This window comes from Mycobacterium sp. NGS19 (assembly GCF_059813155.1).
Window position 1 is genome coordinate 337,640 of sequence record NZ_JCALEB010000005.1, and the last position, 21,878, is coordinate 359,517.

Below are 21,878 nucleotides of genomic sequence, written 5' to 3' on the forward strand. Positions count from 1 at the left end.
GTGCACAGTCGAGTAACCTCGGCAGATGGCTCGCGGCCTGTTCGCGAGCGCATAACGACACCGGCGCGCGCCGGGTCATCGAACTGTCCCTACGACCGAACCTGTCCGGAGCAACCCAACAACATGCCAAGTCCCTCCGTCGCCTCGCCCCAAGTAGCCGTCAACGACATCGGCTCGAGCGAGGACTTTCTCGCCGCCATCGACAAAACAATCAAATACTTCAACGATGGCGACATCGTGGAAGGGACGATCGTCAAGGTTGACCGTGACGAAGTCCTGCTCGACATCGGCTACAAGACCGAAGGTGTCATCCCGTCCCGCGAGCTGTCCATCAAGCACGACGTCGACCCCAATGAGGTCGTCAAGGTCGGCGACAAGGTCGAGGCTCTTGTTCTCACCAAGGAGGACAAGGAAGGCCGGCTCATCCTGTCCAAGAAGCGCGCACAGTACGAGCGCGCCTGGGGCACGATCGAAGCGCTCAAGGAGAAGGACGAGGCCGTCAAGGGCACCGTCATCGAGGTGGTCAAAGGTGGCCTGATCCTCGACATCGGATTGCGCGGCTTCCTGCCCGCTTCACTGGTCGAGATGCGGCGCGTCCGTGACCTGCAGCCCTACATCGGCAAGGAGCTCGAGGCCAAGATCATCGAGCTGGACAAGAACCGCAACAACGTGGTGCTCTCCCGCCGCGCCTGGCTGGAGCAGACCCAGTCCGAGGTGCGCAGCGAGTTCCTCAACCAGCTTCAGAAGGGCGCGATCCGCAAGGGCGTCGTCAGCTCGATCGTCAACTTCGGCGCGTTCGTCGACCTTGGCGGCGTCGACGGTCTGGTGCACGTCTCCGAGCTGTCCTGGAAGCACATCGACCACCCGTCCGAGGTGGTTCAGGTGGGCGACGAGGTGACCGTCGAGGTCCTCGACGTCGATATGGATCGCGAGCGGGTTTCGTTGTCGCTCAAGGCAACTCAAGAAGACCCGTGGCGTCACTTCGCCCGTACCCACGCGATCGGCCAGATCGTCCCCGGCAAGGTCACCAAGCTGGTGCCGTTCGGTGCGTTCGTCCGCGTCGAAGAGGGCATCGAGGGCCTGGTGCACATCTCCGAGCTGGCCGAGCGTCACGTCGAGGTGCCCGACCAGGTGGTTCAGGTCGGCGACGACGCGATGGTGAAGGTCATCGACATCGACCTGGAGCGCCGCCGCATCTCGCTTTCCCTCAAGCAGGCCAACGAGGACTACACCGAAGAGTTCGACCCGAGCAAGTACGGGATGGCCGACAGCTACGACGAGCAGGGCAACTACATCTTCCCCGAGGGCTTCGACCCCGAGACCAACGAATGGCTCGAAGGCTTCGAGAAGCAGCGCGCCGAGTGGGAGGCCCGCTACGCCGAGGCGGAGCGCCGGCACAAGATGCACACCGCGCAGATGGAGAAGTTCGCCGCTGCCGAGGCGGCCGCTGCCGAAAGGCCGGCCGGCAACGGTTCCGGGCGGTCCGACGAGTCGCAGTCCGGCGGTTCGCTGGCCAGCGACGAGCAGTTGGCCGCGCTGCGGGAGAAACTCGCCGGCAACGCCTAGCGCTCAATGCTTCGGATCGGGCTGACCGGCGGCATCGGCGCCGGAAAGTCCACGGTTTCAGCGGTTTTCGCAGAATGCGGCGGCATCATCGTCGACGGCGACGTGATCGCGCGGGAAGTCGTCGAACCCCGCACCGAAGGGTTGGCCAAACTCGTCGAGGCGTTCGGTGACGACATCCTGCTTCCCGACGGCGCACTGGATCGTCCAGCGTTGGCAGCAAAGGCTTTTCGCGACGAGAAAGCGCGCGCAACGCTGAACGGGATCGTGCATCCGCTGGTGGGGCGACGGCGCGCCGAGATCATTGCCGCGGTCTCAGACGACGACGTGGTGGTCGAGGACATCCCGCTGCTGGTGGAAAGCGGCATGGCGCCGTTGTTCCCGCTCGTTGTCATCGTGCACGCCGAGGTCGAAGAGCGCGTGAGGCGGCTGATCAAACGCGGCATGGCCGAGGACGACGCGCGCGCCCGCATCGCCGCGCAGGCCACCGAGGAGCAACGGCGGGCCGTCGCCGACGTGTGGTTGGACAATTCCGGATCCGAGGACGACCTCGTGCAGCGCGCTCGGCAGCTGTGGCACCAGCGCATCGTGCCGTTCGCGCACAACCTTCGGACGGGCCGGGTCGCCGCGGCGCCCGCGGTGTTGGTGCCCGCCGATCCGACATGGCCTGCGCAGGCTCGCCGGATCGTCGAGCGGCTGAAGACCGCGTGCGGGCACAACGCCGTCCGCATCGACCACATCGGGTCGACAGCCGTACCCGGGATGGACGCCAAGGACGTGATCGACGTGCAAGTGACCGTCGCGTCGCTGGCGGTCGCCGACGAGATCGCCGACGCGCTCGCTCAGGCCGGGTACCCCCGCATCGACGCGATCACCGCAGACGTCGCCAAGCCCGACGCTCGCAGTACCGTGGGCGAATTCGACCACGCCGACGATCCGGCCTTGTGGGAGAAGCGGTTTCACGCCTCGGCGGATCCGGGGCGGCCCACGCACGTGCATGTGCGTGTGAACGGCTGGCCGAACCAGCAGTTCGCGCTGCTGTTCACCGAGTGGCTGCGGGCACATCCAGACGTGCAGGCCGATTACCTCGCCGCCAAGCGTGCTGCGCAGGGTGCACCGGAATGCGCCGATGCGAAAGAGCCATGGTTGCTCGACGCCTACCGACGGGCATGGGAGTGGGCTGACGCGACGGGCTGGCGGCCCTGACCACCTCAGCCGGCCGGTGACAAGCCGGCATCCGCCGATGCGGGGGGCGTGTCGGCAGAACCGTTGATCGGAGCGCCGGTCACCGGTGCTTGACATGTCAAGGCCCAGTAATCTGGGTCGTCTCGGACCGGCAGCGCCCGTGGGGCGATGAAATCGTCGGCTTGGGCGGCCACCGCGTCGTCGACCAAGATCTCGCAATGCAGATTCGCGGAGTACGGCCATTCGATGGAAACCCGAAGCTTGGCCTCTTGGGTCGCGGGCAGCACGGTGTTGGCTTCGAATACCCGTCCGGGAAGCATCGTCGGGGTCGCGGTTTCGGTCTGGTTGTTCTGGGCGGCGTAGCTGATCAACGCGCCACGCGACGCACCATCGATCCGGACGCGATAGGTGACGTTGTGCAAGTCGACATTGTCAGCTGCGGCGTGGGGCGCGATCACTTGACCGCCGGCCGCCGCGGCAACCACGCAGGCGACGCCCACGGCAATGCGGATGGCGGTAATCATGAAGAGGAGATTACCTGCGCCACGTCAGCTCGATGCCTTCGGTGGACAGCCACCGGTTCAGGTCATGTCCGTGCTGAGCGAGGCCTGTGATCGCCCGGACGGCTCGATGGAGGGCCTGCTCGGCTTTCCGGGATGTCACGAGCCCATGGTGGTGGGCGGCCAAGAGTTCGTCGACATCGAGCAGCTCAGTGCAGCGACCGGCGTGGGTGACCAAATCGAGGTAGTGGTCCTCGGTGCGCCAGACCGAGTCGCCCGCAACGATGTCGCCGATGTCGAGGTAGAAGTCCTGCTCGCGTTCGTGGCCGGGATTGAAGTGGAAGACGTTGACCCGCAACCCTAGCGCAGGCAACAGCCAGGATTGCAGGTAATGGAACTGGACGCGGCCGGGCGTCGGCCGGGCCATGTACAAACCCCACGGCGTGACGGTGTAGACGTCGACGGCGCGCACGATGCCTTTCGGGTCGGTGTTGGTGCGCGCGACGAGGTCGAACGTTTCACGTTTCGGCGGATGAATGGGCCCAGCTTACGTGCGGGAAGAGAACCTGTCGGTGGCTGGTTCTACGCTGGTGAACGCGGCTGAGTGCCGCGTGAAGGGGAGACTGCATGGCATTCGCGACCGAGCACCCTGTGCTTGCCCACTCGGAGTACCGCCCAGCCGCAGAGGCCGTCAAGGGGCTGGTGCGCACCGGCCGTCGCTTCGAGGTGGTCAGTCCGTATGAGCCGGCAGGAGACCAGCCCGCAGCGATCGACGAGCTCGAACGCCGGATCAAGGCCGGCGAGCGTGACGTGGTGCTGCTCGGGGCGACGGGCACCGGGAAGTCAGCTACCACCGCGTGGCTGATCGAACGCTTGCAACGGCCCACCCTGGTGATGGAACCGAACAAGACGCTGGCTGCTCAGATGGCCAACGAGCTGCGAGAGATGTTGCCGCACAACGCCGTCGAGTACTTCGTGTCGTACTACGACTACTACCAGCCTGAGGCGTACATCGCGCAGACCGACACCTACATCGAAAAAGACAGCTCGATCAACGACGACGTCGAGCGGCTGCGGCACTCGGCCACCTCCAGTCTGCTGTCGCGGCGGGACGTCGTCGTCGTGGCGTCGGTCTCTTGCATCTACGGCCTCGGCACCCCGCAGTCCTACCTCGACCGGTCCGTCGAGGTGCAGGTCGGCATGGAGGTTCCGCGCGACGCGCTGCTGCGGCTGCTGGTCGACGTCCAGTACACCCGCAACGACCTGGCCTTCACCCGCGGTTCGTTCCGGGTGCGCGGCGACACCGTCGAAATCATTCCGTCGTATGAGGAGCTCGCTGTGCGCATCGAGTTCTTCGGCGGCGAGGTCGAAGCGCTGTACTACCTGCACCCGCTCACCGGCGACGTGATCCGACAGGTCGATTCGCTGCGGATCTTCCCCGCCACGCACTACGTGGCCGGCCCGGAACGGATGGCGCAGGCGATCTCGACCATCGAGGAGGAGCTGGCGGAGCGGCTGGCCGAACTCGAACGCCAGGGCAAGCTGCTGGAAGCACAGCGGCTGCGGATGCGTACCAACTACGACATCGAAATGATGCGGCAGGTCGGCTTTTGCTCGGGTATCGAGAACTACTCGCGGCACATCGACGGCCGGCCACCCGGTTCGGCGCCGGCCACGCTGCTCGACTACTTCCCCGAGGACTTCCTGCTGGTCATCGACGAGTCGCATGTCACTGTTCCGCAAATCGGCGGGATGTACGAGGGCGACATCTCGCGTAAACGCAACCTCGTCGAGTACGGGTTCCGGTTGCCGTCCGCTATCGACAACCGACCCCTCACCTGGGAGGAGTTCGCCGAGCGGATCGGGCAGACGGTCTACCTGTCGGCGACGCCGGGCCCATACGAACTCAGCCAGACAGGCGGCGAATTCGTCGAGCAGGTGATCCGCCCGACCGGGCTGGTCGACCCCAAGGTGGTGGTCAAGCCCACCAAGGGCCAGATCGACGACCTGATCGGCGAAATTCGCAAGCGTGCCGACGCCGACGAGCGGGTTCTGGTGACGACGTTGACCAAGAAGATGGCCGAAGACCTCACCGACTACCTGCTCGAGATGGGGATTCGCGTTCGCTACCTGCACTCGGAGGTCGACACCCTGCGCCGCGTGGAGTTGCTTCGGCAGCTGCGGCTGGGGGAGTACGACGTGCTCGTCGGCATCAACCTGCTGCGCGAAGGCCTCGACCTGCCGGAAGTGTCACTGGTGTCGATCCTCGACGCCGACAAGGAAGGCTTCCTGCGCTCGACCCGAAGCCTGATCCAGACCATCGGCCGCGCCGCTCGCAACGTGTCCGGCGAAGTCCATATGTACGCCGACAACATCACCGAGTCGATGAAGGAAGCCATCGACGAGACCGAGCGGCGCCGGGCCAAGCAGATCGCCTACAACAAGGAACACGGCATCGACCCAAAGCCCCTGCGCAAGAAGATCGCCGACATCCTCGACCAGGTGTACCGCGAGGCCGACGACACCGACACCGTGGAGATCGGCTCCGGCCGGGCCATGTCGCGAGGCCGCAGAGCGCAAGGCGAGCCGGGACGCGCCGTTAGCGCCGGGATCGTCGAGGGCCGCGACACGTCGAACATGCCGCGCGCCGAGCTAGCCGATCTCATCAAAGACCTCACCGCGCAGATGATGGCCGCAGCGCGTGACCTCCAGTTCGAGCTGGCGGCCCGGATCCGCGACGAGATCGCAGACCTGAAAAAGGAACTGCGGGGGATGGACGCCGCCGGGCTGAAATAGGCACCGACAGCAACGTTTCGCAGAAGAACCTCGAGTGACTGCCTGCGAAACGTCACGCTCGGTGGCCGCCATGGCACTGCTTGATCTGAACCGCGGTTGAGGCCTTAGCGTGGCTCGAGTGAGCGAAGTGACCGTCGCAACGGGTACGTGGCGGCAGCTGCTGGGCCGGGAGCGATTCCGGACGTCTGCGCTGCTGGCCGGCGGCGTGGCCCTGTATGCGACCAACGAGTTCCTCACGATCAGCCTGCTGCCCAGCACGGTCGCCGACATCGGCGGCCAGCGGTTCTACGCGTGGGTGGTCACGGTGTATCTGGTCGGCTCGGTGATGGCGGCGACGGCGGTCAACCCGCTGCTCGTGCGGTGCGGGCCGCGGATGTCATACCTGCTGACCCTCGTGCTCTTCGCCGTTGGCACCGTGGGCTGCGCAGTCGCCCCGAGCATGGAACTGTTGCTCGTCGCGCGCACCGCACAGGGCGCGGCCGGCGGAATTCTGGCCGGCCTCGGGTACGCCGTGATCAACGCCGCCCTGCCGCAGCACCTGTGGACCCGCGCGTCGGCGCTGGTATCGGCCATGTGGGGGGTCAGCGTGGTCGTCGGTCCTGCGATGGGCGGGGTGTTCGCCCAATTCGGTGTCTGGCGTTGGGCGTTCGGCGCATTGGCGATCGCGACGGTCGCAATGGCGGCGCTGGTGCCGGGCGCCCTGCCGGCTCAGGAGCGAAGCGCACCGGCGCCGGCGGAGCTCGCGCGGATGCCGGTGTGGTCGCTGCTGATGCTTGGTGCGGCGGCGCTGGCGATCAGCCTTGCCGGTGTGCCGCACAACATTGCCGCCACTGCGGGACTGCTCGGGCTGGGTGTCGCTTTGGTCGCCGCCTTCCTGGTTGTCGACAGCAGGGGGCGAGCGGCGGTGTTGCCGCGCGCCGCATTTGGTCCCGGACCGTTGAAGTGGATGTACGTCAGTGTCGGCGTGCTGATGGCGGCGACGATGGTCGACATGTATGTGCCGCTGTTCGGGCAGCACCTTGCCGGCATGGCGCCGGTGGTCGCCGGATTCCTCGGTGCGGTCCTGGCGATCGGCTGGACCTTCTCCGAGATCGCCAGCGCGTCGGTGAACCGGACACGGGCTGTCGTGCGCATGGTGGCGCTAGCGCCCGTCGTCATGGCCACAGGCCTTGCGCTCGCGGCATGTTGTGTCGACGACGAGCCCGCCTGGCCGCGGCTGGCCGTCTGGGTCGCGGCGCTGTTCCTCACGGGCACAGGCGTCGGCATCGCGTGGCCTCACCTGTCGGCGTGGATCATGGGCGCGGTGGACGACCCGGTCGACGGCGGTGCGGCCGCGGCCGCGATCAACACCGTGCAGTTGATTTCCGGCGCCTTCGGAGCGGGCCTTGCCGGGGTAGTGGTCAACACCGCGACAGGCGGCGAAGTTGCCACTGCGCGTTGGCTTTTCGGTGTCTTTGCGGTGCTGGTGGTGGTCGGTGTGCTGGCGTCGTACAGGTCATGTGCCGGCCGGCTGGACTAGGGCTAGGCGAACACCGCTTACGCCCGCACATCTGAATCAGTGTGAGGGAAACGCTGGAAAAGGTGCCGGGTTGGCTGGCATCGTCACGTCGCGTTGCGGGTGTGGCTGAGTGGCTAGGCACCGGCCTGCAAAGCCGTTTACGCGGGTTCGAATCCCGCCACTCGCTCGCAATGCCTCGGTTCGCCCGACGGCACCGTTTCGCCGTTGGGCTCAGGAAAGCAGGGCCGCCGCGAACCGAAGGTCGGCGACCAGCGCGTCGAACGCCTTGTCACGATCTTCGGGGGGTCCGCGCAGCACCGACGACGGGTGCACCGTCGCGACCACGTGCGGATCGAGGTCCAGATGGATGGCGGTGTCATCTGTGGGCAGGCGTAGCACCTCACTGCGGTGGGCTGTCAACCGGAAGTCATTGCCTAGCAGAGCTTTTGCGGCTGTGGCGCCCAGCAACACCACCAGGTCAGGCCGCACAGCTGTCATCTCGGCAATCAGCCATGGGCGGCACGCGACGACTTCTGTGCGGCTGGGCGTCTTGTGGATACGCCGCTTGCCCCGCTCGGCCTGGGTGAATTTGAAGTGCTTGACGGCGTTGGTGACGTACACGCGCTGGCGGTCGATGCCAGCAGCGATCAACGCTTTGTCGAGCAGCTTGCCCGCGGGCCCGACGAACGGCAGGCCCGCGCGGTCCTCCTGGTCGCCGGGCTGCTCACCGACGAGCATGACCTGAGCGGACGGCGAACCGGCGCCGAACACCGCCTGCTCGGCATTAAGGTAGAGGTCACAGCCGCGGCATCCTTGGGCGGCGGCGGCAAGGTCCGCCAGGTCTCGAGTCTGCGGCACGAATTCCTGCGCGCCCACTACGGCCATCTGCATCACCCCTTCGTCGAGCGTATCGGGCGCAATCGGGGCACACGCGCGAAGTGAACCACTGTGTCAGAAGGACCGGAGGTGTCGAATACCCCTGCACTTCAACGCGATCGCGGCCACCGCCGGACCAACCGCCGTAGTAAGGCGAGGGGTGCCGACGAATCGCGCTGACACACAGGCGAATTGAGCGAGCGCAGACCTACTGCGGCCAGTATCGTGAGCTCGTTCGTCCGGCGGCACGCGTGTCGGCAATCTCACCTGGGCCCGCTTGCAGTCACCGTTTCGGCCGGTGAGCAGCTGAAATTGACACCTCCGAAGGACCGGGGTGTGGTCAATCGCTCACGTTGTCACTGGCCAACCGGCTAAGGTCATGGGTTGGTGTAGCAACCGACGACTGGGAGGGTAAATGAGCGCCTATCGGACCATCGTGGTCGGAACCGACGGCTCGGATTCATCACTGCGTGCGGTAGACCGGGCCGGCGCCATTGCCGCTCAATCGGGCGCCAAGGTTTATGTCGCAAGCGCGTACTTCCCGCAGCAGGATGACCCGCGAGCGGCCGATCTGCTGAAGAACGAAAGCTACAAGACCACGGGTGCGGCTCCGATCTACGCGATCCTCAAGGAGGCTCACGAGCGGGCGTCGGCGGCTGGGGCGAAGGACGTGGAAGAGCGGCCCGTCGTTGGTGCCCCCGTGGACGCGCTCGTAGAGCTCGCCGAAGAAGTCAATGCCGATCTGCTGGTCGTTGGCAACGTCGGGCTGAGCACCATCACAGGTCGGCTCCTCGGCTCGGTGCCGGCCAACGTTTCGCGTAAAGCCAAGACCGACGTGCTGATCGTTCACACCACCTGAGTCCGGCGCCGCACCCAGCCGACGCCTGCCTGAAGGGCCGCCGCCGCGAAGAGTGAAATGGCAAGCGGCACAACCCAATTGCCGAATCGCTGATACGGTGTGGTTGCAGAGGTGAGCGGAACGTCGATGACGACGGCGCCGCGAAAGCGCGGTGGACACCAGGCGAGTTCGCGTCCCTGAGCGTCGAACGCCGAGCTTTGGCCGGACAACCCGGCATGCAGCGCCGGCCGTCCCACTTCGACGGCGTGGACCGCAGGCTGGCTGGCGAGTTGCGGCTGCGCCCAACTGCCCTGAAACGTCGACGTGGAGCTTTGATACGCCAGCAGGTCGGCGCCAAGCTCGACGGCGCGCCGTGGCATGTCGGAGAAGGTCGCTTCATAGCTGATCAACGGAGCGACAGCGAGCGCGTCGGCGTGCAGCACGACGGGTCCGCTGCCGCGGCGACGGTCCTCGGTGGCGGCCTTGGTGTGGCGGGTGAGCGGGCCCAACACAGGCCGCAGGGGAACATACTCGCCGAATGGGACCAGCCGCGTCTTGCGGTACGAGCCTTGCGGGCCGAGGGGTCCGACCAGCACCGATGACTTCGAGATACCGCCTGCCGGTGCGGGCGCGTCGACGTTGACGAGGAGCAACGACCCGATCCGCCGCGATAACGCGGCCAGGCGTGCCGCGACGTCCGGATGCGTGGCGAGGTCGACGCCGACGCTGCTCTCACCCCAGACCACCAGGTCCAATCGCTGGCCAGTGAGCGTCGCGGTAATTGCCTCACCGGCCTTCTCACGTGCGGCGGAGTCGTCGATGTCGCCTGCTTGAACCAGTGCGACACGCACCGTCCGGCTGGGTGCGGGATCGGATTGCAGCAGGAACCACGTCGGGCCGACAACCACGCAGAGCAGCGCGACGCCCGCCCCCGCGAGGCGCCGCCGGCACACGCCCGGCGACACGACTCCGACGAGGGCGGTGTTGCAGGCGGCGACGAGAAAACTCGTGAGCCACACTCCGCCCACCGAAGCCGAAGCCATACTGGCCGGCTGATTCCACTGCGACGCACCAAGCAAAGCCCAAGGACCGCCCAGACTCTGCCAGGATCGCGCCGCCTCGGCGATCACCCATGCGCTCGGTAGAACAAGCACTGCGGCAAGCAACCTGGCGGTTGTCAGCGGTGACCTCAGCAGCCGCTGCGCGGTCCAGCCCCACGGCACCCACAAGATTCCGAGCAGCATTGCAATGCCGAGCAGCAGCGGTCCGGCGCTCGGAAGCAGCCAGTGCTGGCTGGCCAGCACGAAACCGCCGGCGCCGCACCAGCCGCGGATGCCGCCCTGCCAGCCGGTCGGTGCGGCACGCACCACGAGCAGCAGCGGAACCACACCGAACCAGGCCAGCCACCACCATGAAGGCGCAGGGAAGGCGAGGGCCGCCAACGCACCGAGAAGAAGGGCAAGCGCGCCGCCGCGCGCGGCGTCCGTGTGCCGCACGACCCGCAGGGCAGACCGTCGCCCACCCCCGTTTCGGGTCACCGCTGACCGGTCACCACCCGCGTTCTCGCCATTCCGGAAGATGCGGTCTTTCAGCGCCCAGCGTCGTGTCGTCGCCGTGGCCCGGGTAGACCACCGTGGAATCGGGATAGACCTCGAACACTTTTGTAGTGACGTCGGACAGCAACTGCTCGAAATCGCCCGGCTGCCAGGTCTTTCCGACACCGCCCGGGAACAGGCAGTCACCTGTGAACAGCTGTGTGGCATCACCGGCGCCGTCGAACGCCAGCGCCACGGAGCCCGGCGTGTGCCCACGCAGGTGGATCACGTCGAACGTCAGCTTGCCGACGTTGATCTTGTCCCCGTCGTGCAGCAGGCGATCCGGTTTCACGGGCAGCCCTTCGGCGTCGACCTCGTGGGCGGCCGTCGGGGCACCGGTGGCGTCGGCCACGGCCTGCAACGCCTGCCAGTGGTCGAAGTGCTGATGGCTGGTGACGATCAGCGAAAGCTTCGGCGCATGCTCGCGGATCAGCGCGATCAGGTCGTCGGCGTCGTTGGCGGCGTCGATCAACAGCGTCTCGCCGGTCTCGGAACATGTGATCAGGTACGCGTTGTTGTCCATGGGTCCCACTGAGGCCTTGATGACCGTGGCGCCAGGGAGCGTGCGGCGCGCGGCGGTCCCGGGCTCGACGTGGCCGGTGTAGTTGTCCGTGACGGCAGTCATGACGTCACGTTAGCGCCGGCGCGAGAACACGCCGAGTGCACCCGAACGTGAAACGCTGTGCGACGACACGCCGGTGAGCGCGCAGAGGATTCACACTCGCGGGGCAAGCCGACTGACAGCCCCGGCGTGTCTGTCGGTGGACCCACATAGCATGGGCAGGGATCGCGTCTATTGGAAGGAACCGGGTGGCTGACCGCCTGATCGTCAAGGGTGCGCGTGAGCACAATTTGCGAAGCGTCGACCTTGACCTGCCGCGCGACGCGCTGATCGTCTTCACCGGCCTGTCCGGGTCTGGCAAGTCGTCGCTGGCATTCGACACGATCTTCGCCGAGGGTCAGCGCCGTTACGTCGAGTCGTTGTCCGCGTATGCCCGCCAGTTCCTCGGCCAGATGGACAAGCCGGACGTCGACTTCATCGAGGGCTTGTCACCGGCGGTCTCGATCGACCAGAAGTCCACCAACCGCAACCCGCGCTCCACCGTCGGCACCATCACCGAGGTCTACGACTACCTGCGGTTGCTGTACGCCCGCGCCGGCACCCCGCACTGTCCGGTCTGCGGTGAACGGATCGCCCGCCAGACGCCGCAACAGATCGTCGACCAGGTGCTCGCCATGCCGGAAGGCGCGCGCTTCTTGGTCTTGGCTCCGGTGGTCCGCACCCGCAAGGGCGAGTTCGCCGACCTGTTCGAGAAGCTGAACGCGCAAGGCTACAGCCGCGTCCGCGTGGACGGCGTCGTGCATTCGCTCACGGACCCGCCCAAGCTGAAGAAGCAGGAGAAGCATGACATCGAGGTGGTGGTCGACCGGCTGACCGTCAAGCCGTCAGCCAAGCAGCGCCTCACCGATTCGGTGGAGACGGCGCTGCAACTCGCCGACGGCATCGTCGTGCTGGAGTTCGTCGACCACGAACACGACCATCCGCACCGCGAGCAGCGCTTCTCCGAGAAGCTGGCCTGCCCCAACGGTCATCCGCTGGCCGTCGACGACCTCGAGCCGCGGTCGTTTTCGTTCAACTCGCCGTATGGTGCCTGCCCGGAGTGCACCGGCCTGGGCATCCGCAAGGAGGTCGACCCCGAGCTGGTTGTGCCCGACCCGGATCTGACGCTGGCCGAAGGCGCGGTGGCGCCGTGGTCCAACGGCCACACCGCCGAGTACTTCACCCGGATGCTGGCCAGCCTGGGTGAGCAGATGGGTTTCGATGTCGACACGCCGTGGCGCAAGCTCCCGGCCAAGGCGCGCAGGGCGATTCTCGAAGGCTGCGACGAGCAGGTGCACGTCCGCTACCGCAACCGGTACGGGCGTACCCGGTCGTATTACGCGGACTTCGAAGGCGTCATGGCGTTCTTGCAGCGCAAGATGGAGCAGACCGACTCCGAAACCATGAAGGAGCGGTACGAGGGCTTCATGCGCGACGTGCCGTGCCCGGAATGCCAGGGCACCCGGCTGAAGCCGGAAATCCTCGCGGTCACGCTGACCGCGGGGGAGCACGGCGCGAAGTCTATCGCCGAGGTCGCCGAGCTCTCGATCTCCGACTGCGCCGCCTTCCTCAACTCGTTGACGCTCGGCCCGCGCGAGCAGGCGATCGCCGGGCAGGTTCTCAAGGAGATTCAGTCGCGGCTCGGGTTCTTGCTCGACGTGGGTCTGGACTACCTGTCGCTGTCGCGGGCGGCGGCGACACTGTCCGGCGGTGAGGCGCAACGGATCCGGCTCGCCACGCAGATCGGCTCCGGCTTGGTCGGCGTGCTGTACGTGCTCGACGAGCCGTCGATCGGCCTGCACCAGCGCGACAACCGCAGACTGATCGAGACCCTGCTGAGGCTGCGGGATCTGGGCAACACGCTGATCGTCGTCGAACACGACTTGGACACCATCGCCCACGCCGATTGGGTGGTCGACATCGGTCCGGCGGCGGGCGAGCACGGCGGGCGGATCGTGCACAGTGGCACGTATGACGAGCTGCTTCGCAACAAGGAGTCGCTCACTGGCGCATACCTGTCCGGCAAGCAGAGCATCGACGTGCCGGCCATGCGGCGGCCGGTGGATCGCCGCCGGCAGCTGACCGTCGTCGGCGCCCGGGAGCACAACCTGCGCGGCATCGACGTGTCGTTCCCACTCGGAGTTCTGACGTCGGTGACTGGTGTGTCCGGCTCGGGGAAGTCGACCTTGGTCAACGACATCCTCGCGGCGGTGCTGGCCAACAAGCTCAACGGTGCGCGACAAGTGCCGGGCCGGCACACCCGGGTCACCGGCCTCGACCACGTCGACAAGCTGGTCCGCGTCGACCAGTCACCGATCGGGCGCACCCCGCGGTCCAACCCGGCCACCTACACCGGCGTGTTCGACAAGATCCGCACCCTGTTCGCGGCCACCACTGAGGCCAAGGTGCGCGGCTATCAGCCGGGGCGGTTCTCGTTCAACGTCAAGGGCGGCCGCTGCGAGGCGTGCACGGGTGACGGCACCATCAAGATCGAGATGAACTTCCTGCCGGACGTCTATGTGCCCTGCGAGGTCTGTCACGGAGCCCGGTACAACCGGGAAACTCTGGAGGTGCACTACAAGGGTAAGACGATCGCCGAAGTGCTCGACATGTCGATCGAGGAGGCCGCCGAATTCTTCGAGCCGATCACCTCGATCCACCGGTACCTGCAGACGCTGGTCGACGTGGGATTGGGTTACGTGCGCCTGGGGCAGCCGGCCCCCACGCTGTCCGGTGGTGAAGCGCAGCGGGTGAAGCTGGCCGCGGAATTGCAGAAGCGTTCTACCGGCCGCACGGTCTACATCCTCGACGAGCCCACCACCGGCCTGCACTTCGAAGACATCCGCAAGCTGCTGGCGGTCATCAACGGCCTCGTCGACAAAGGCAATACGGTCATCGTGATCGAGCACAACCTCGACGTGATCAAGACTTCGGACTGGATCGTCGACATGGGCCCCGAAGGAGGCGCCGCCGGCGGCACCGTGGTCGCCCAGGGCACACCTGAAGACGTCGCGGTGGTGGCGGAAAGCTACACCGGGCAATTCCTCGCGGACATGCTGGGACTTCGGCGGCGGCGCGGCCGGGTCAGCGCCTAGAGTTTGCCGACACTTGATGCGGGCGGCGCCGGAAAGCGATACGTTTCTGGCCAAAGGTGTAAAGGTTCGTCGATTTCAACGAGGAGATCATGTCGAGGACAGTGGTGATCGGCGCGTCGAGCGGCCTGGGGCGGTGTATCGGCGTCGGACTCGCCCAGCGCGGCCACCAAGTGGCGCTGCTGGCCCGGCGTCGTGAACGGCTCGACGCTGCGGCTAAGGAAGCGGGACCGCAAGCCGTCGCGATGGAATGCGACGTCACCGACGAGGATTCCATTCGCTCGGCCGTCAACGGCGCCGTCGAAGCGCTGGGCGGCCTCGACAATCTCATCTACACGCCGGCTGTCGGCCCGCTCGTGCGTCTCGTCGACACCTCGGCGGAGACTTGGCGGCGGGTGTTCGACACCAACGTCACCGGGGCGGCGCTGGCCACGGCGGCCGCGGTGCCGCACCTCAAGGCGTCCGCGGGCAAGGTGGTCTACCTGTCGTCCGACGCGGGCACGCTCACCCCGCCGTGGCCCGGCCTCGGCGCATACGGGGTCAGCAAGGCCGCGTTGCAGAGCTTGGTCGACGCGTGGCGTGGCGAGCACCCGGAGATCGGGTTCACCTGCCTGATCGTCGGCGAGTGCGCCGGCGGCGACGGCGACGGCCAGACCGGGATGAGCATCGGCTGGGATTCCGAGCTGGCCATGAAGGCCTACCCGATCTGGATGGCACGCGGCTACATGCCCGGCCAGCTGATGCCCGTCGAGGACCTGATCGAAGTGGTGCACACGATTTTGCGCACCGACGCTGCCACCTCGATGCCCACCGTGATCGCCAGAGGCGCGCCGACCCGCCCCGCCGAAGCGCTGCTGTAACAGACGGTTTCGTCGTCGGCAGGGGTCAGTTCCGCGCGGCGGCGCCGGCCTCGTCGTCCACGTCATCCGGCAACACGAACATCGGTCCGCCCAGAGGACCGTGAAACCTGTGGGGCAAGCGGTGTTTGCCCCCCACGGTTTTCCGGGAGCAGGTTCGTATGTTCCGGACAACTCCGGTAGCGCTGCGCCGCTCGTCGAAGGTGAAGGTGCGCACCGGCTACCCGTCGTCGCTGGTGCGGTCCCCGGACTGCATGGACTTGCGGATCTCCGCGAGTCGGTCCGCGGCAGCCTGTTGCCGCTCTTCGTACTGTTGCTCGACCGAGCGCCCTTCGGGGCTTTCCGCGTCGAGTTCAGCCGCGCCTAACGCCGTGCCGTAGCGGGTCTCGATTTTCTCGCGCACCGAGTCGAACGTCGGCAGTCCCGACTCGCTGTAATCGGAATCAGTCGGAGTTTCTTCGTCGGGCATGCCGACACGGTACTCCCGGCTTATCGCCCTGCTGCCTGATACTGACGGCCGGGCGCCGGCGGTGTGGTGGTCGGTGACGGGAAACCGACGTGCGGTACACCCGGCGTGCCGATCTGAGCCGCCAGCCACGGCAGCGCGGATGCGAATGCCATTGCGGCAAAGGGCCAATCGTGTTTGCCCGCCTGGGTCACCACCGCGCAGTCGATGCCATGCGCTTGGCCCAGTGCGCACAAGGTATCCGCGGCAATCGCCTGCTCGCCGGGGGAACTCGTCGGTGCACTGTTGGCGGCTGGCGTCGCATGCGGCCGGGCCTGCTGACCGCCGTGCACCTCGAACCAGCCCGCCACGTCGGTGTATCTGCCATGCCTGGTCATCACCGTGGACGGATCGAAGGCGGCCCACGCGTCGGCGTTCCCGCCGAACAGCCGCGCGATCGTCTGCGCCTTGTTGCCGGAGTTGGGGCTGAGGTCACCCGCGATGTCCTCGAATGCTTTGAACATATCCGGGTGCATCACAGTCAGATCCACTGCGCAGGTGCCACCCATGGACCAGCCGACGACGCCCCAGTTGGCCCGGCTGGAGCTGACGCCGAAATTCGAAATCATAAAAGGCACAACGTCTTTGGTGAGGTGATCGGCGGCGTTGCCACGCGGGCCGTTGACGCACTCGGTGTCGTTGTTGAACGCGCCGCCGGAGTCGACGAACACGAACACCGGTGCGTAGCCGCCGTGCGCGGCAGCGAAGTCGTCGATGGTCTTGATCGCATTGCCTGCCCGCAACCAGTCAGCGGGCGTGTTGAATTCGCCGCCGATCATCAAGACGGTCGGCAGTCGCGGGGGAGGATTGGTCGCGTACCACGCGGGGGGCAGGTACACCAGTTCGCCGCGATGCTTGAACTTCGAGGCGGCGTCGCTGATGTCGACCGGGACGACGGTGCCTTTGGCCGGCATTTTTCCGGTGCGCTGCATGGCGGCGACGGTCGCGGAGTCGGTCTGGTCGGGCAGCGGCCCCGCCGTCATCTGATTCCATGCCGTCTGCACGGTGGGGAAGTAGCCGACCCACTGGTTCAGCGCCAGCGCCGCGCTCAGCGCGCACAACGGCACGGCCGTCATCGCCGCGCCGCGGCGCCACCAGCGGACCCGCCGCCAACCCAGCACGAGCACGCCGAGCGCCAGGCCACTCAAGCCGATCCATATCGACAGCGACCGCGGCGCGGGATCTCCGGCCAGGCCCTCGCAGTTGATGTACCACCGGGCAGCGGCGGCCGTCGCAACGCCCAGCAGAACCGCCGTCGGCAGCCACACGGCCCGCCACCGCCGTGAGCGCCATCCGATCGCCAGTAGCAGCACCGTGATTGCGACGGCTTGCACCAGCGCCGGCACCCAGCCGTGCATCAGCGAGATGCGCTGGTGAAAGGGCCATGATGCATCCGCGAGCACCAACTCAGATGTGGACGGCACGGCATCATCGTGGACCGCCAAGCTGGGCGAACGCTGTGAACGCCCTAACGGGGCTTGGCCAGGGGGAAGGGCAGGGTTTCGCGGATGCTTCGGCCGGTGATCGTCATGACCACTCGGTCCACCCCCATGCCGAGCCCACCGGTCGGCGGCATCGCGTACTCCATGGCTTGAAGGAAGTCCTCGTCGAGTTCCATCGCCTCCGGGTCCCCGCCGGCCGCCAGCAGTGACTGCTCCAGCAGACGGCGGCGCTGCTCGACCGGATCGGTCAACTCGCTGTAGGCCGTGCCGAGTTCGACGCCCCAGGCGACCAGATCCCAGCGCTCAGCCAGCCCGGCCGTGCTGCGGTGCGGACGGGTCAACGGCGACACCGAGGTCGGGAAGTCCTTGTAGAACGTCGGTTCTTCGGTGCGCTCCTCGACGAGCCGCTCGTAGAGCTCGAGCACCACGGCGCCGGCGTCCCAATGTGTCAGGTACGGGACATCGGCGCGGTCGCACAGCCGCCGCAGCGTGCCCAGGTCGGTGTCGACGTCGATCTGCTCGCCCAGCACCTCCGACACCGCAGAGTGCACGGTCTTGACCTGCCACGGTCCCGAGATGTCGACGGGCACCAATGTGCCGCCATCGCGTGGGCGCATCACCACGCACTCGCGGTTGGCCGCCACCGCGGCGTTCTGAATCAGTTCACGGCAACCGTCGACCCAGCTCATGTAGTCGGCGTGCGCCTGGTATGCCTCCAGCAGGGTGAACTCCGGATTGTGGCTGAAGTCGACGCCCTCGTTGCGGAACGCCCGCCCCAACTCGAACACCCGCTCCACGCCGCCCACGCACAGCCGCTTGAGATACAACTCCGGCGCGATGCGCAGATACAGGTCGAGGTCGTAGGCATTGATATGGGTGAGAAACGGCCGAGCGTTCGCACCGCCGTGAATCTGCTGCAGGATCGGCGTCTCGACTTCCACAAAGCCCTTGGCGGTCAACGTCTCCCGGATCGCACGCAGCACGTGGCTGCGCGCGGCGATGAGATCCCTAGCCTCGCGGTTGATCGCGAGATCCACGTACCGGGCGCGCACCCGCGCCTCGGGGTCGGTGAGGCCTTTCCACTTGTCCGGCAGGGGGCGAAGACACTTGCCGGACAGTCGCCATCGGGTGACCAGCAGGGAGCGGGTGCCTTTCTTGCTGTAGCCCATGGTCCCGGTGACCTCGACCAGGTCGCCCAAGTCGATCGCCGCGGTGAAGTCCGCGGTCGAGCCGCCGTCGAGCTGCGAATTGTCGAGCAGCAGTTGGACATCGGCGGACCAGTCGCGCAGGTCGGCGAACAGCACACCGCCGTAGTCGCGGACCCGCAACACCCGCCCGGCCACGGTTACGGTCTGGTCGTCGGTTTCGTCGAGCGCCTGTGCGATCGTGTGGCTGGGCGGCCGGCCGACGGGATACGGGTCCACGCCGTCGCGTTGGAGTGCGGCCAACTTGCCCATCCGCACCCTGACCTGCTCCGGCACCCGGGCGGGCACATCCGCGACGACGGCCTCAGGCAGGGCGGCGACGTCAGGCGCGGTGCCGTCATGGTGCAGCGCGCCGGTGGCCACCACCTGAGTGGGTGCGTGCGTGTGCTGGCCGGTGTGCTGCCGATTGCGGCGCGAAAACGGCAGCACCAGAAAGCCTTCCGCGATCACCGACGCCACGCCGACGCGGGGGATGAGCCGCGCGTCCTCATAGCACGCGTAGCGGGGCACCCAGTGCGGTTGGTATTTCATGTTGGACCGGTACAGCGTTTCCAGCTGCCACCACCGCGAGAAGAACACCAGCAGGGCCCGCCACAGCCGGGCGACGGGGCCGGCGCCAAGTCGCGCGCCCTCCTCGAAGGCAGACCGGAACATCGCGAAGTTCAGCGAGATCCGGGTGATTCCGAATCGCTCGGCTTGCATGTTGAGTTCGCTGACCATCAATTCGGTGGTCCCGTTCGGGGATTGCGGAGAACGGCGCATCAGATCGAGCGACACCCCGGTGCTGCCCCACGGCACCAGCGACAGCATGGCCACCACGTCACCGTCGGCATTGACCGCCTCGACGAGCAGGCAGTCGCCGTCGGCGCTGTCGCCCAGGCGGCCCAGCGCCATGGAGAAGCCGCGTTCGGTTTCGGTGTCGCGCCAATCATCTGCTCGCGCAATCACTTTCGCCATCTCGTCGGCGGAGATGTCACGATGCCGGCGGATGCGCACAGTCAGCCCCGCGCGACGGGCTCGGGTCACAGCCTGCCGGACCGCGCGCATGCTGGGGCCCGACAGCCGGAAGCTGTCGGGGTAGAGAATCGCCTCGTCGCCGAGCTGCAGCGCATTGAGCCCGGCCGCCCGGAACGCCTCGGCGCCTTCGGAGCTGGCGCCCATGACGCCCGGTGCCCACCCGTACCGCTGGCACAGCTGCAGCCACGCGTCGATGGCCGCCGACCAGGCCCGTGGATCGCCGACCGGGTCGCCGCTGGCCAAGCACACGCCCACCTCGACGCGATAGGTGATCGCGGCGCGCCCATTCTCGGCGAAGACCACCGCCTTGTCGCGGCGGGTGGCGAAGTAGCCCAGCGAATCGTTCTTGCCGTACACCTCGAGCAAGCCGCGGATGGCCGACTCGTCCTCTCCGGTGAGCGCGTTGTCGGCGCGCTGCGACTGAAACAGCACGATGGCGGCTGCCATCAGCGCGACGGCGCCGAACAAGCCGAACAGCGTGTTGAGCACGACGTGCGGGTGACCGGTGAAGAAGTCCGGGTCCGCGATCGCGAACACACTCACCCGGTTCAGCGCGTACGCCAGCCGCTGATCGGCTGGCACCGTGCCGGGGAACGCCTCGAGCAACCCCCACGCGAGCAGGGTGCCGATCACCATCCCGGCTACCAGCACACCCGCGGCCTTCCATACCGCGCCGCGGCGCACCCGCGCGTAGAACTCCCGGTACGAGAGCACCAGCGCCGCGATCGCGGCGAGGTGCAGCCCCAAGCCGACGAGCTCGCCGGTTATCTCGAAGCGGTTCTCATCGCCGGACACGATGTCGCCCACGTTCCATCCCGCCGCGAACACCAGGTTGAGCACCAGAAGCCACCACGCGATCCGTTTGCGGGCGGCCAGCGCGGCGGCCAGCAGTGCAAGCACGAACGACCAGGCGAAGCTGGTGTCGGGGAAGTTGAAGACGTAGTCGTCGATGAATTCGCGCGGTACCCGGATCGCCCAGCGCACCAGCGGCGACAGGCTCGCCAACAACGACAATGTGGCGATGACGCCCACCACCCAGCCCGCGATGGCAGGCATCCAGGAGAGTCGGGAAGACGGCCGCGTCGTCGTGAGGGTCATCAGCGGCGAGGATATTCGCTCAGCGGGGGAATACGGGGGAACTCGCGGCTGTTAGTCGGCTGAGATAGATCAGGTCATGGCTGCTAGACTGCATGCGCGACCGTTCCTGAGCGCTCTCAGGGACAGCAAGTGGAGTCCCGCTCCCACCGTTGGCCACACCGGCTCAACGGTCCGGTCACCCGCCCGAAAGGGTGTGTTCCGCGTTTCGCGCGGGCGGCGTCACGCCGCGATCGGTCGGTATCGGGCCCCGCATCAGACGGGGCCCTTTTGCTGACGGCGAGGCCTCGACTGCTGTCTTCTGAATCCGCGTTCACGAACCCCGTCGCAAGGACACAATATGTACGACCCAGGGAGGCCACATCACCACTGAGACCCGCGTCAACGAGCGCATTCGAGTTCCAGAAGTCCGTCTGATAGGACCCGGCGGCGAGCAGGTAGGGATCGTGCGCATCGAAGACGCACTCCGCGTCGCTGCGGATGCCGATCTCGACCTTGTCGAAGTAGCCCCCGACGCCAAGCCGCCGGTCTGCAAGATCATGGACTACGGCAAGTTCAAATACGAGACGGCCCAGAAGGCGCGCGAGTCTCGCAAAAACCAGCAGCAAACCGTCGTCAAAGAGCAGAAGCTGCGTCCCAAGATCGACCCGCATGACTACGAGACCAAGAAAGGTCACGTCATCCGCTTCCTGGAAGCCGGCTCGAAGGTCAAGGTGACGATCATGTTCCGCGGCCGCGAACAGTCCCGCCCCGAGCTGGGCTACCGGCTGTTGCAGCGGCTGGGCGCAGACGTCGCCGACTACGGCTTCGTCGAGACCTCGGCCAAACAGGATGGCCGCAACATGACGATGGTGTTGGCGCCGCACCGCGGTGCGAAGACTCGGGCGCGCGCGGCGCAACAGGCCAGCGGTCAGCCGAATGGCCAGCCAGACACCACCGAAACTTCACAGAACTGAGGACAAATGCCCAAGGCCAAGACCCACAGCGGAGCGTCAAAACGCTTCCGGCGCACCGGAACCGGCAAGATCGTGCGTCAGCGGGCCAACCGTCGTCACCTCTTCGAGCACAAGCCCACGACGCGGACCCGACGGCTTGAAGGCCGCGTCACGGTGTCCACCAACGACGCCGGTCGGATTCGGAAGTTGTTGAACGGCTGAGCAATCCGCACCCGACAGGGAGCGACGTCGGCCCGAACGACCATTTCCTCTGATTC

General features: G+C 66.7%; 17 protein-coding genes and 1 tRNA gene. 10 read left to right on the top strand and 8 right to left on the bottom strand.

Annotated elements, in window-relative coordinates; translation table 11 throughout:
- The first annotated feature begins 123 nt into the window (after positions 1-123).
- Both rpsA and coaE read left to right on the top strand, forming a co-directional pair.
- A complete protein-coding gene (gene rpsA, locus AC5Y4N_RS17030) occupies positions 124-1,566 on the top strand; it encodes a 30S ribosomal protein S1 (RefSeq protein WP_499910034.1) in 1,443 nt (480 codons plus the stop codon).
- Between the two features lie 6 nt (positions 1,567-1,572).
- Positions 1,573-2,769 carry a dephospho-CoA kinase gene (coaE, locus tag AC5Y4N_RS17035; RefSeq protein WP_499910035.1) on the top strand — a complete coding sequence of 399 codons (1,197 nt, stop codon included), beginning with the start codon at positions 1,573-1,575 and terminating at the stop codon, positions 2,767-2,769.
- A 5-nt stretch (positions 2,770-2,774) separates the two neighbouring features.
- Here coaE and AC5Y4N_RS17040 read toward each other — a convergent pair whose 3' ends face one another.
- Entirely contained in the window at positions 2,775-3,272 is a 498-nt protein-coding gene (locus AC5Y4N_RS17040; protein WP_499910038.1) for a hypothetical protein, read from the bottom strand.
- Between the two features lie 10 nt (positions 3,273-3,282).
- Positions 3,283-3,786, bottom strand: coding sequence for a ribonuclease FAU-1 family protein (locus tag AC5Y4N_RS17045; RefSeq protein WP_499910127.1), 504 nt, complete (start codon positions 3,784-3,786; stop codon positions 3,283-3,285).
- A gap of 89 nt (positions 3,787-3,875) precedes the next feature.
- Between AC5Y4N_RS17045 and uvrB the strand changes: the two genes are divergently transcribed.
- The 3 genes from uvrB (at position 3,876) to AC5Y4N_RS17060 (ending at position 7,729) form a co-directional block, all read left to right on the top strand.
- Positions 3,876-6,044 carry an excinuclease ABC subunit UvrB gene (uvrB, locus tag AC5Y4N_RS17050; protein ID WP_499910040.1) on the top strand — a complete coding sequence of 723 codons (2,169 nt, stop codon included), beginning with the start codon at positions 3,876-3,878 and terminating at the stop codon, positions 6,042-6,044.
- A 118-nt stretch (positions 6,045-6,162) separates the two neighbouring features.
- Positions 6,163-7,563: an MFS transporter gene (locus tag AC5Y4N_RS17055; protein WP_499910042.1), complete on the top strand. Its 1,401-nt coding sequence runs from the start codon at positions 6,163-6,165 to the stop codon at positions 7,561-7,563.
- Positions 7,564-7,658: 95 nt separating this feature from the next.
- Positions 7,659-7,729: transfer RNA gene (locus AC5Y4N_RS17060), tRNA-Cys, on the top strand.
- 44 nt (positions 7,730-7,773) lie between these two features.
- On the opposite strand, the gene AC5Y4N_RS17065 is transcribed toward AC5Y4N_RS17060, so the two are convergent.
- Positions 7,774-8,433 carry a UdgX family uracil-DNA binding protein gene (locus tag AC5Y4N_RS17065; protein ID WP_499910044.1) on the bottom strand — a complete coding sequence of 220 codons (660 nt, stop codon included), beginning with the start codon at positions 8,431-8,433 and terminating at the stop codon, positions 7,774-7,776.
- A 400-nt stretch (positions 8,434-8,833) separates the two neighbouring features.
- On the opposite strand from AC5Y4N_RS17065, the gene AC5Y4N_RS17070 reads away from it, so the two are divergent.
- Positions 8,834-9,277, top strand: coding sequence for a universal stress protein (locus AC5Y4N_RS17070; RefSeq protein ID WP_499910046.1), 444 nt, complete (start codon positions 8,834-8,836; stop codon positions 9,275-9,277).
- Here the strand turns inward: AC5Y4N_RS17070 and lnt are convergent.
- Positions 9,265-10,752 (bottom strand): apolipoprotein N-acyltransferase, encoded by a 1,488-nt coding sequence (gene lnt / locus AC5Y4N_RS17075; RefSeq protein WP_499910048.1) that lies wholly within the window; start codon positions 10,750-10,752, stop codon positions 9,265-9,267. The genes AC5Y4N_RS17070 and lnt overlap by 13 nt on opposite strands.
- Positions 10,753-10,804: 52 nt before the next feature.
- Positions 10,805-11,476 carry an MBL fold metallo-hydrolase gene (locus tag AC5Y4N_RS17080; RefSeq protein WP_499910050.1) on the bottom strand — a complete coding sequence of 224 codons (672 nt, stop codon included), beginning with the start codon at positions 11,474-11,476 and terminating at the stop codon, positions 10,805-10,807.
- 185 nt (positions 11,477-11,661) lie between these two features.
- Between AC5Y4N_RS17080 and uvrA the strand changes: the two genes are divergently transcribed.
- Together uvrA and AC5Y4N_RS17090 are read left to right on the top strand one after the other, a co-directional pair.
- Positions 11,662-14,547 (top strand): excinuclease ABC subunit UvrA, encoded by a 2,886-nt coding sequence (gene uvrA, locus AC5Y4N_RS17085; protein WP_499910051.1) that lies wholly within the window; start codon positions 11,662-11,664, stop codon positions 14,545-14,547.
- A 101-nt stretch (positions 14,548-14,648) separates the two neighbouring features.
- On the top strand, positions 14,649-15,404 hold the full coding sequence (locus tag AC5Y4N_RS17090) for an SDR family oxidoreductase (protein ID WP_499910130.1): 756 nt from the start codon (positions 14,649-14,651) through the stop codon (positions 15,402-15,404).
- 217 nt (positions 15,405-15,621) lie between these two features.
- Here the strand turns inward: AC5Y4N_RS17090 and AC5Y4N_RS17095 are convergent, their stop codons facing one another.
- The 3 genes from AC5Y4N_RS17095 to lysX all read right to left on the bottom strand — a co-directional run bounded on the left by AC5Y4N_RS17095 (position 15,622) and on the right by lysX (position 20,668).
- Positions 15,622-15,870, bottom strand: coding sequence for a PspA/IM30 family protein (locus AC5Y4N_RS17095; protein WP_499910054.1), 249 nt, complete (start codon positions 15,868-15,870; stop codon positions 15,622-15,624).
- A 20-nt stretch (positions 15,871-15,890) separates the two neighbouring features.
- Positions 15,891-17,264 carry an alpha/beta hydrolase gene (locus AC5Y4N_RS17100; RefSeq protein WP_499910133.1) on the bottom strand — a complete coding sequence of 458 codons (1,374 nt, stop codon included), beginning with the start codon at positions 17,262-17,264 and terminating at the stop codon, positions 15,891-15,893.
- 110 nt (positions 17,265-17,374) lie between these two features.
- Complete coding sequence (gene lysX, locus AC5Y4N_RS17105) at positions 17,375-20,668, bottom strand: bifunctional lysylphosphatidylglycerol synthetase/lysine--tRNA ligase LysX (protein ID WP_499910057.1); 3,294 nt, start codon at positions 20,666-20,668, stop codon at positions 17,375-17,377.
- Positions 20,669-21,027: 359 nt separating this feature from the next.
- Between lysX and infC the strand changes: the two genes are divergently transcribed.
- Entirely contained in the window at positions 21,028-21,621 is a 594-nt protein-coding gene (gene infC / locus AC5Y4N_RS17110; protein WP_499910135.1) for a translation initiation factor IF-3, read from the top strand.
- A 6-nt stretch (positions 21,622-21,627) separates the two neighbouring features.
- Positions 21,628-21,822 (top strand): 50S ribosomal protein L35, encoded by a 195-nt coding sequence (rpmI, locus tag AC5Y4N_RS17115; protein WP_499910059.1) that lies wholly within the window; start codon positions 21,628-21,630, stop codon positions 21,820-21,822.
- The last annotated feature ends 56 nt before the right edge of the window (positions 21,823-21,878 follow it).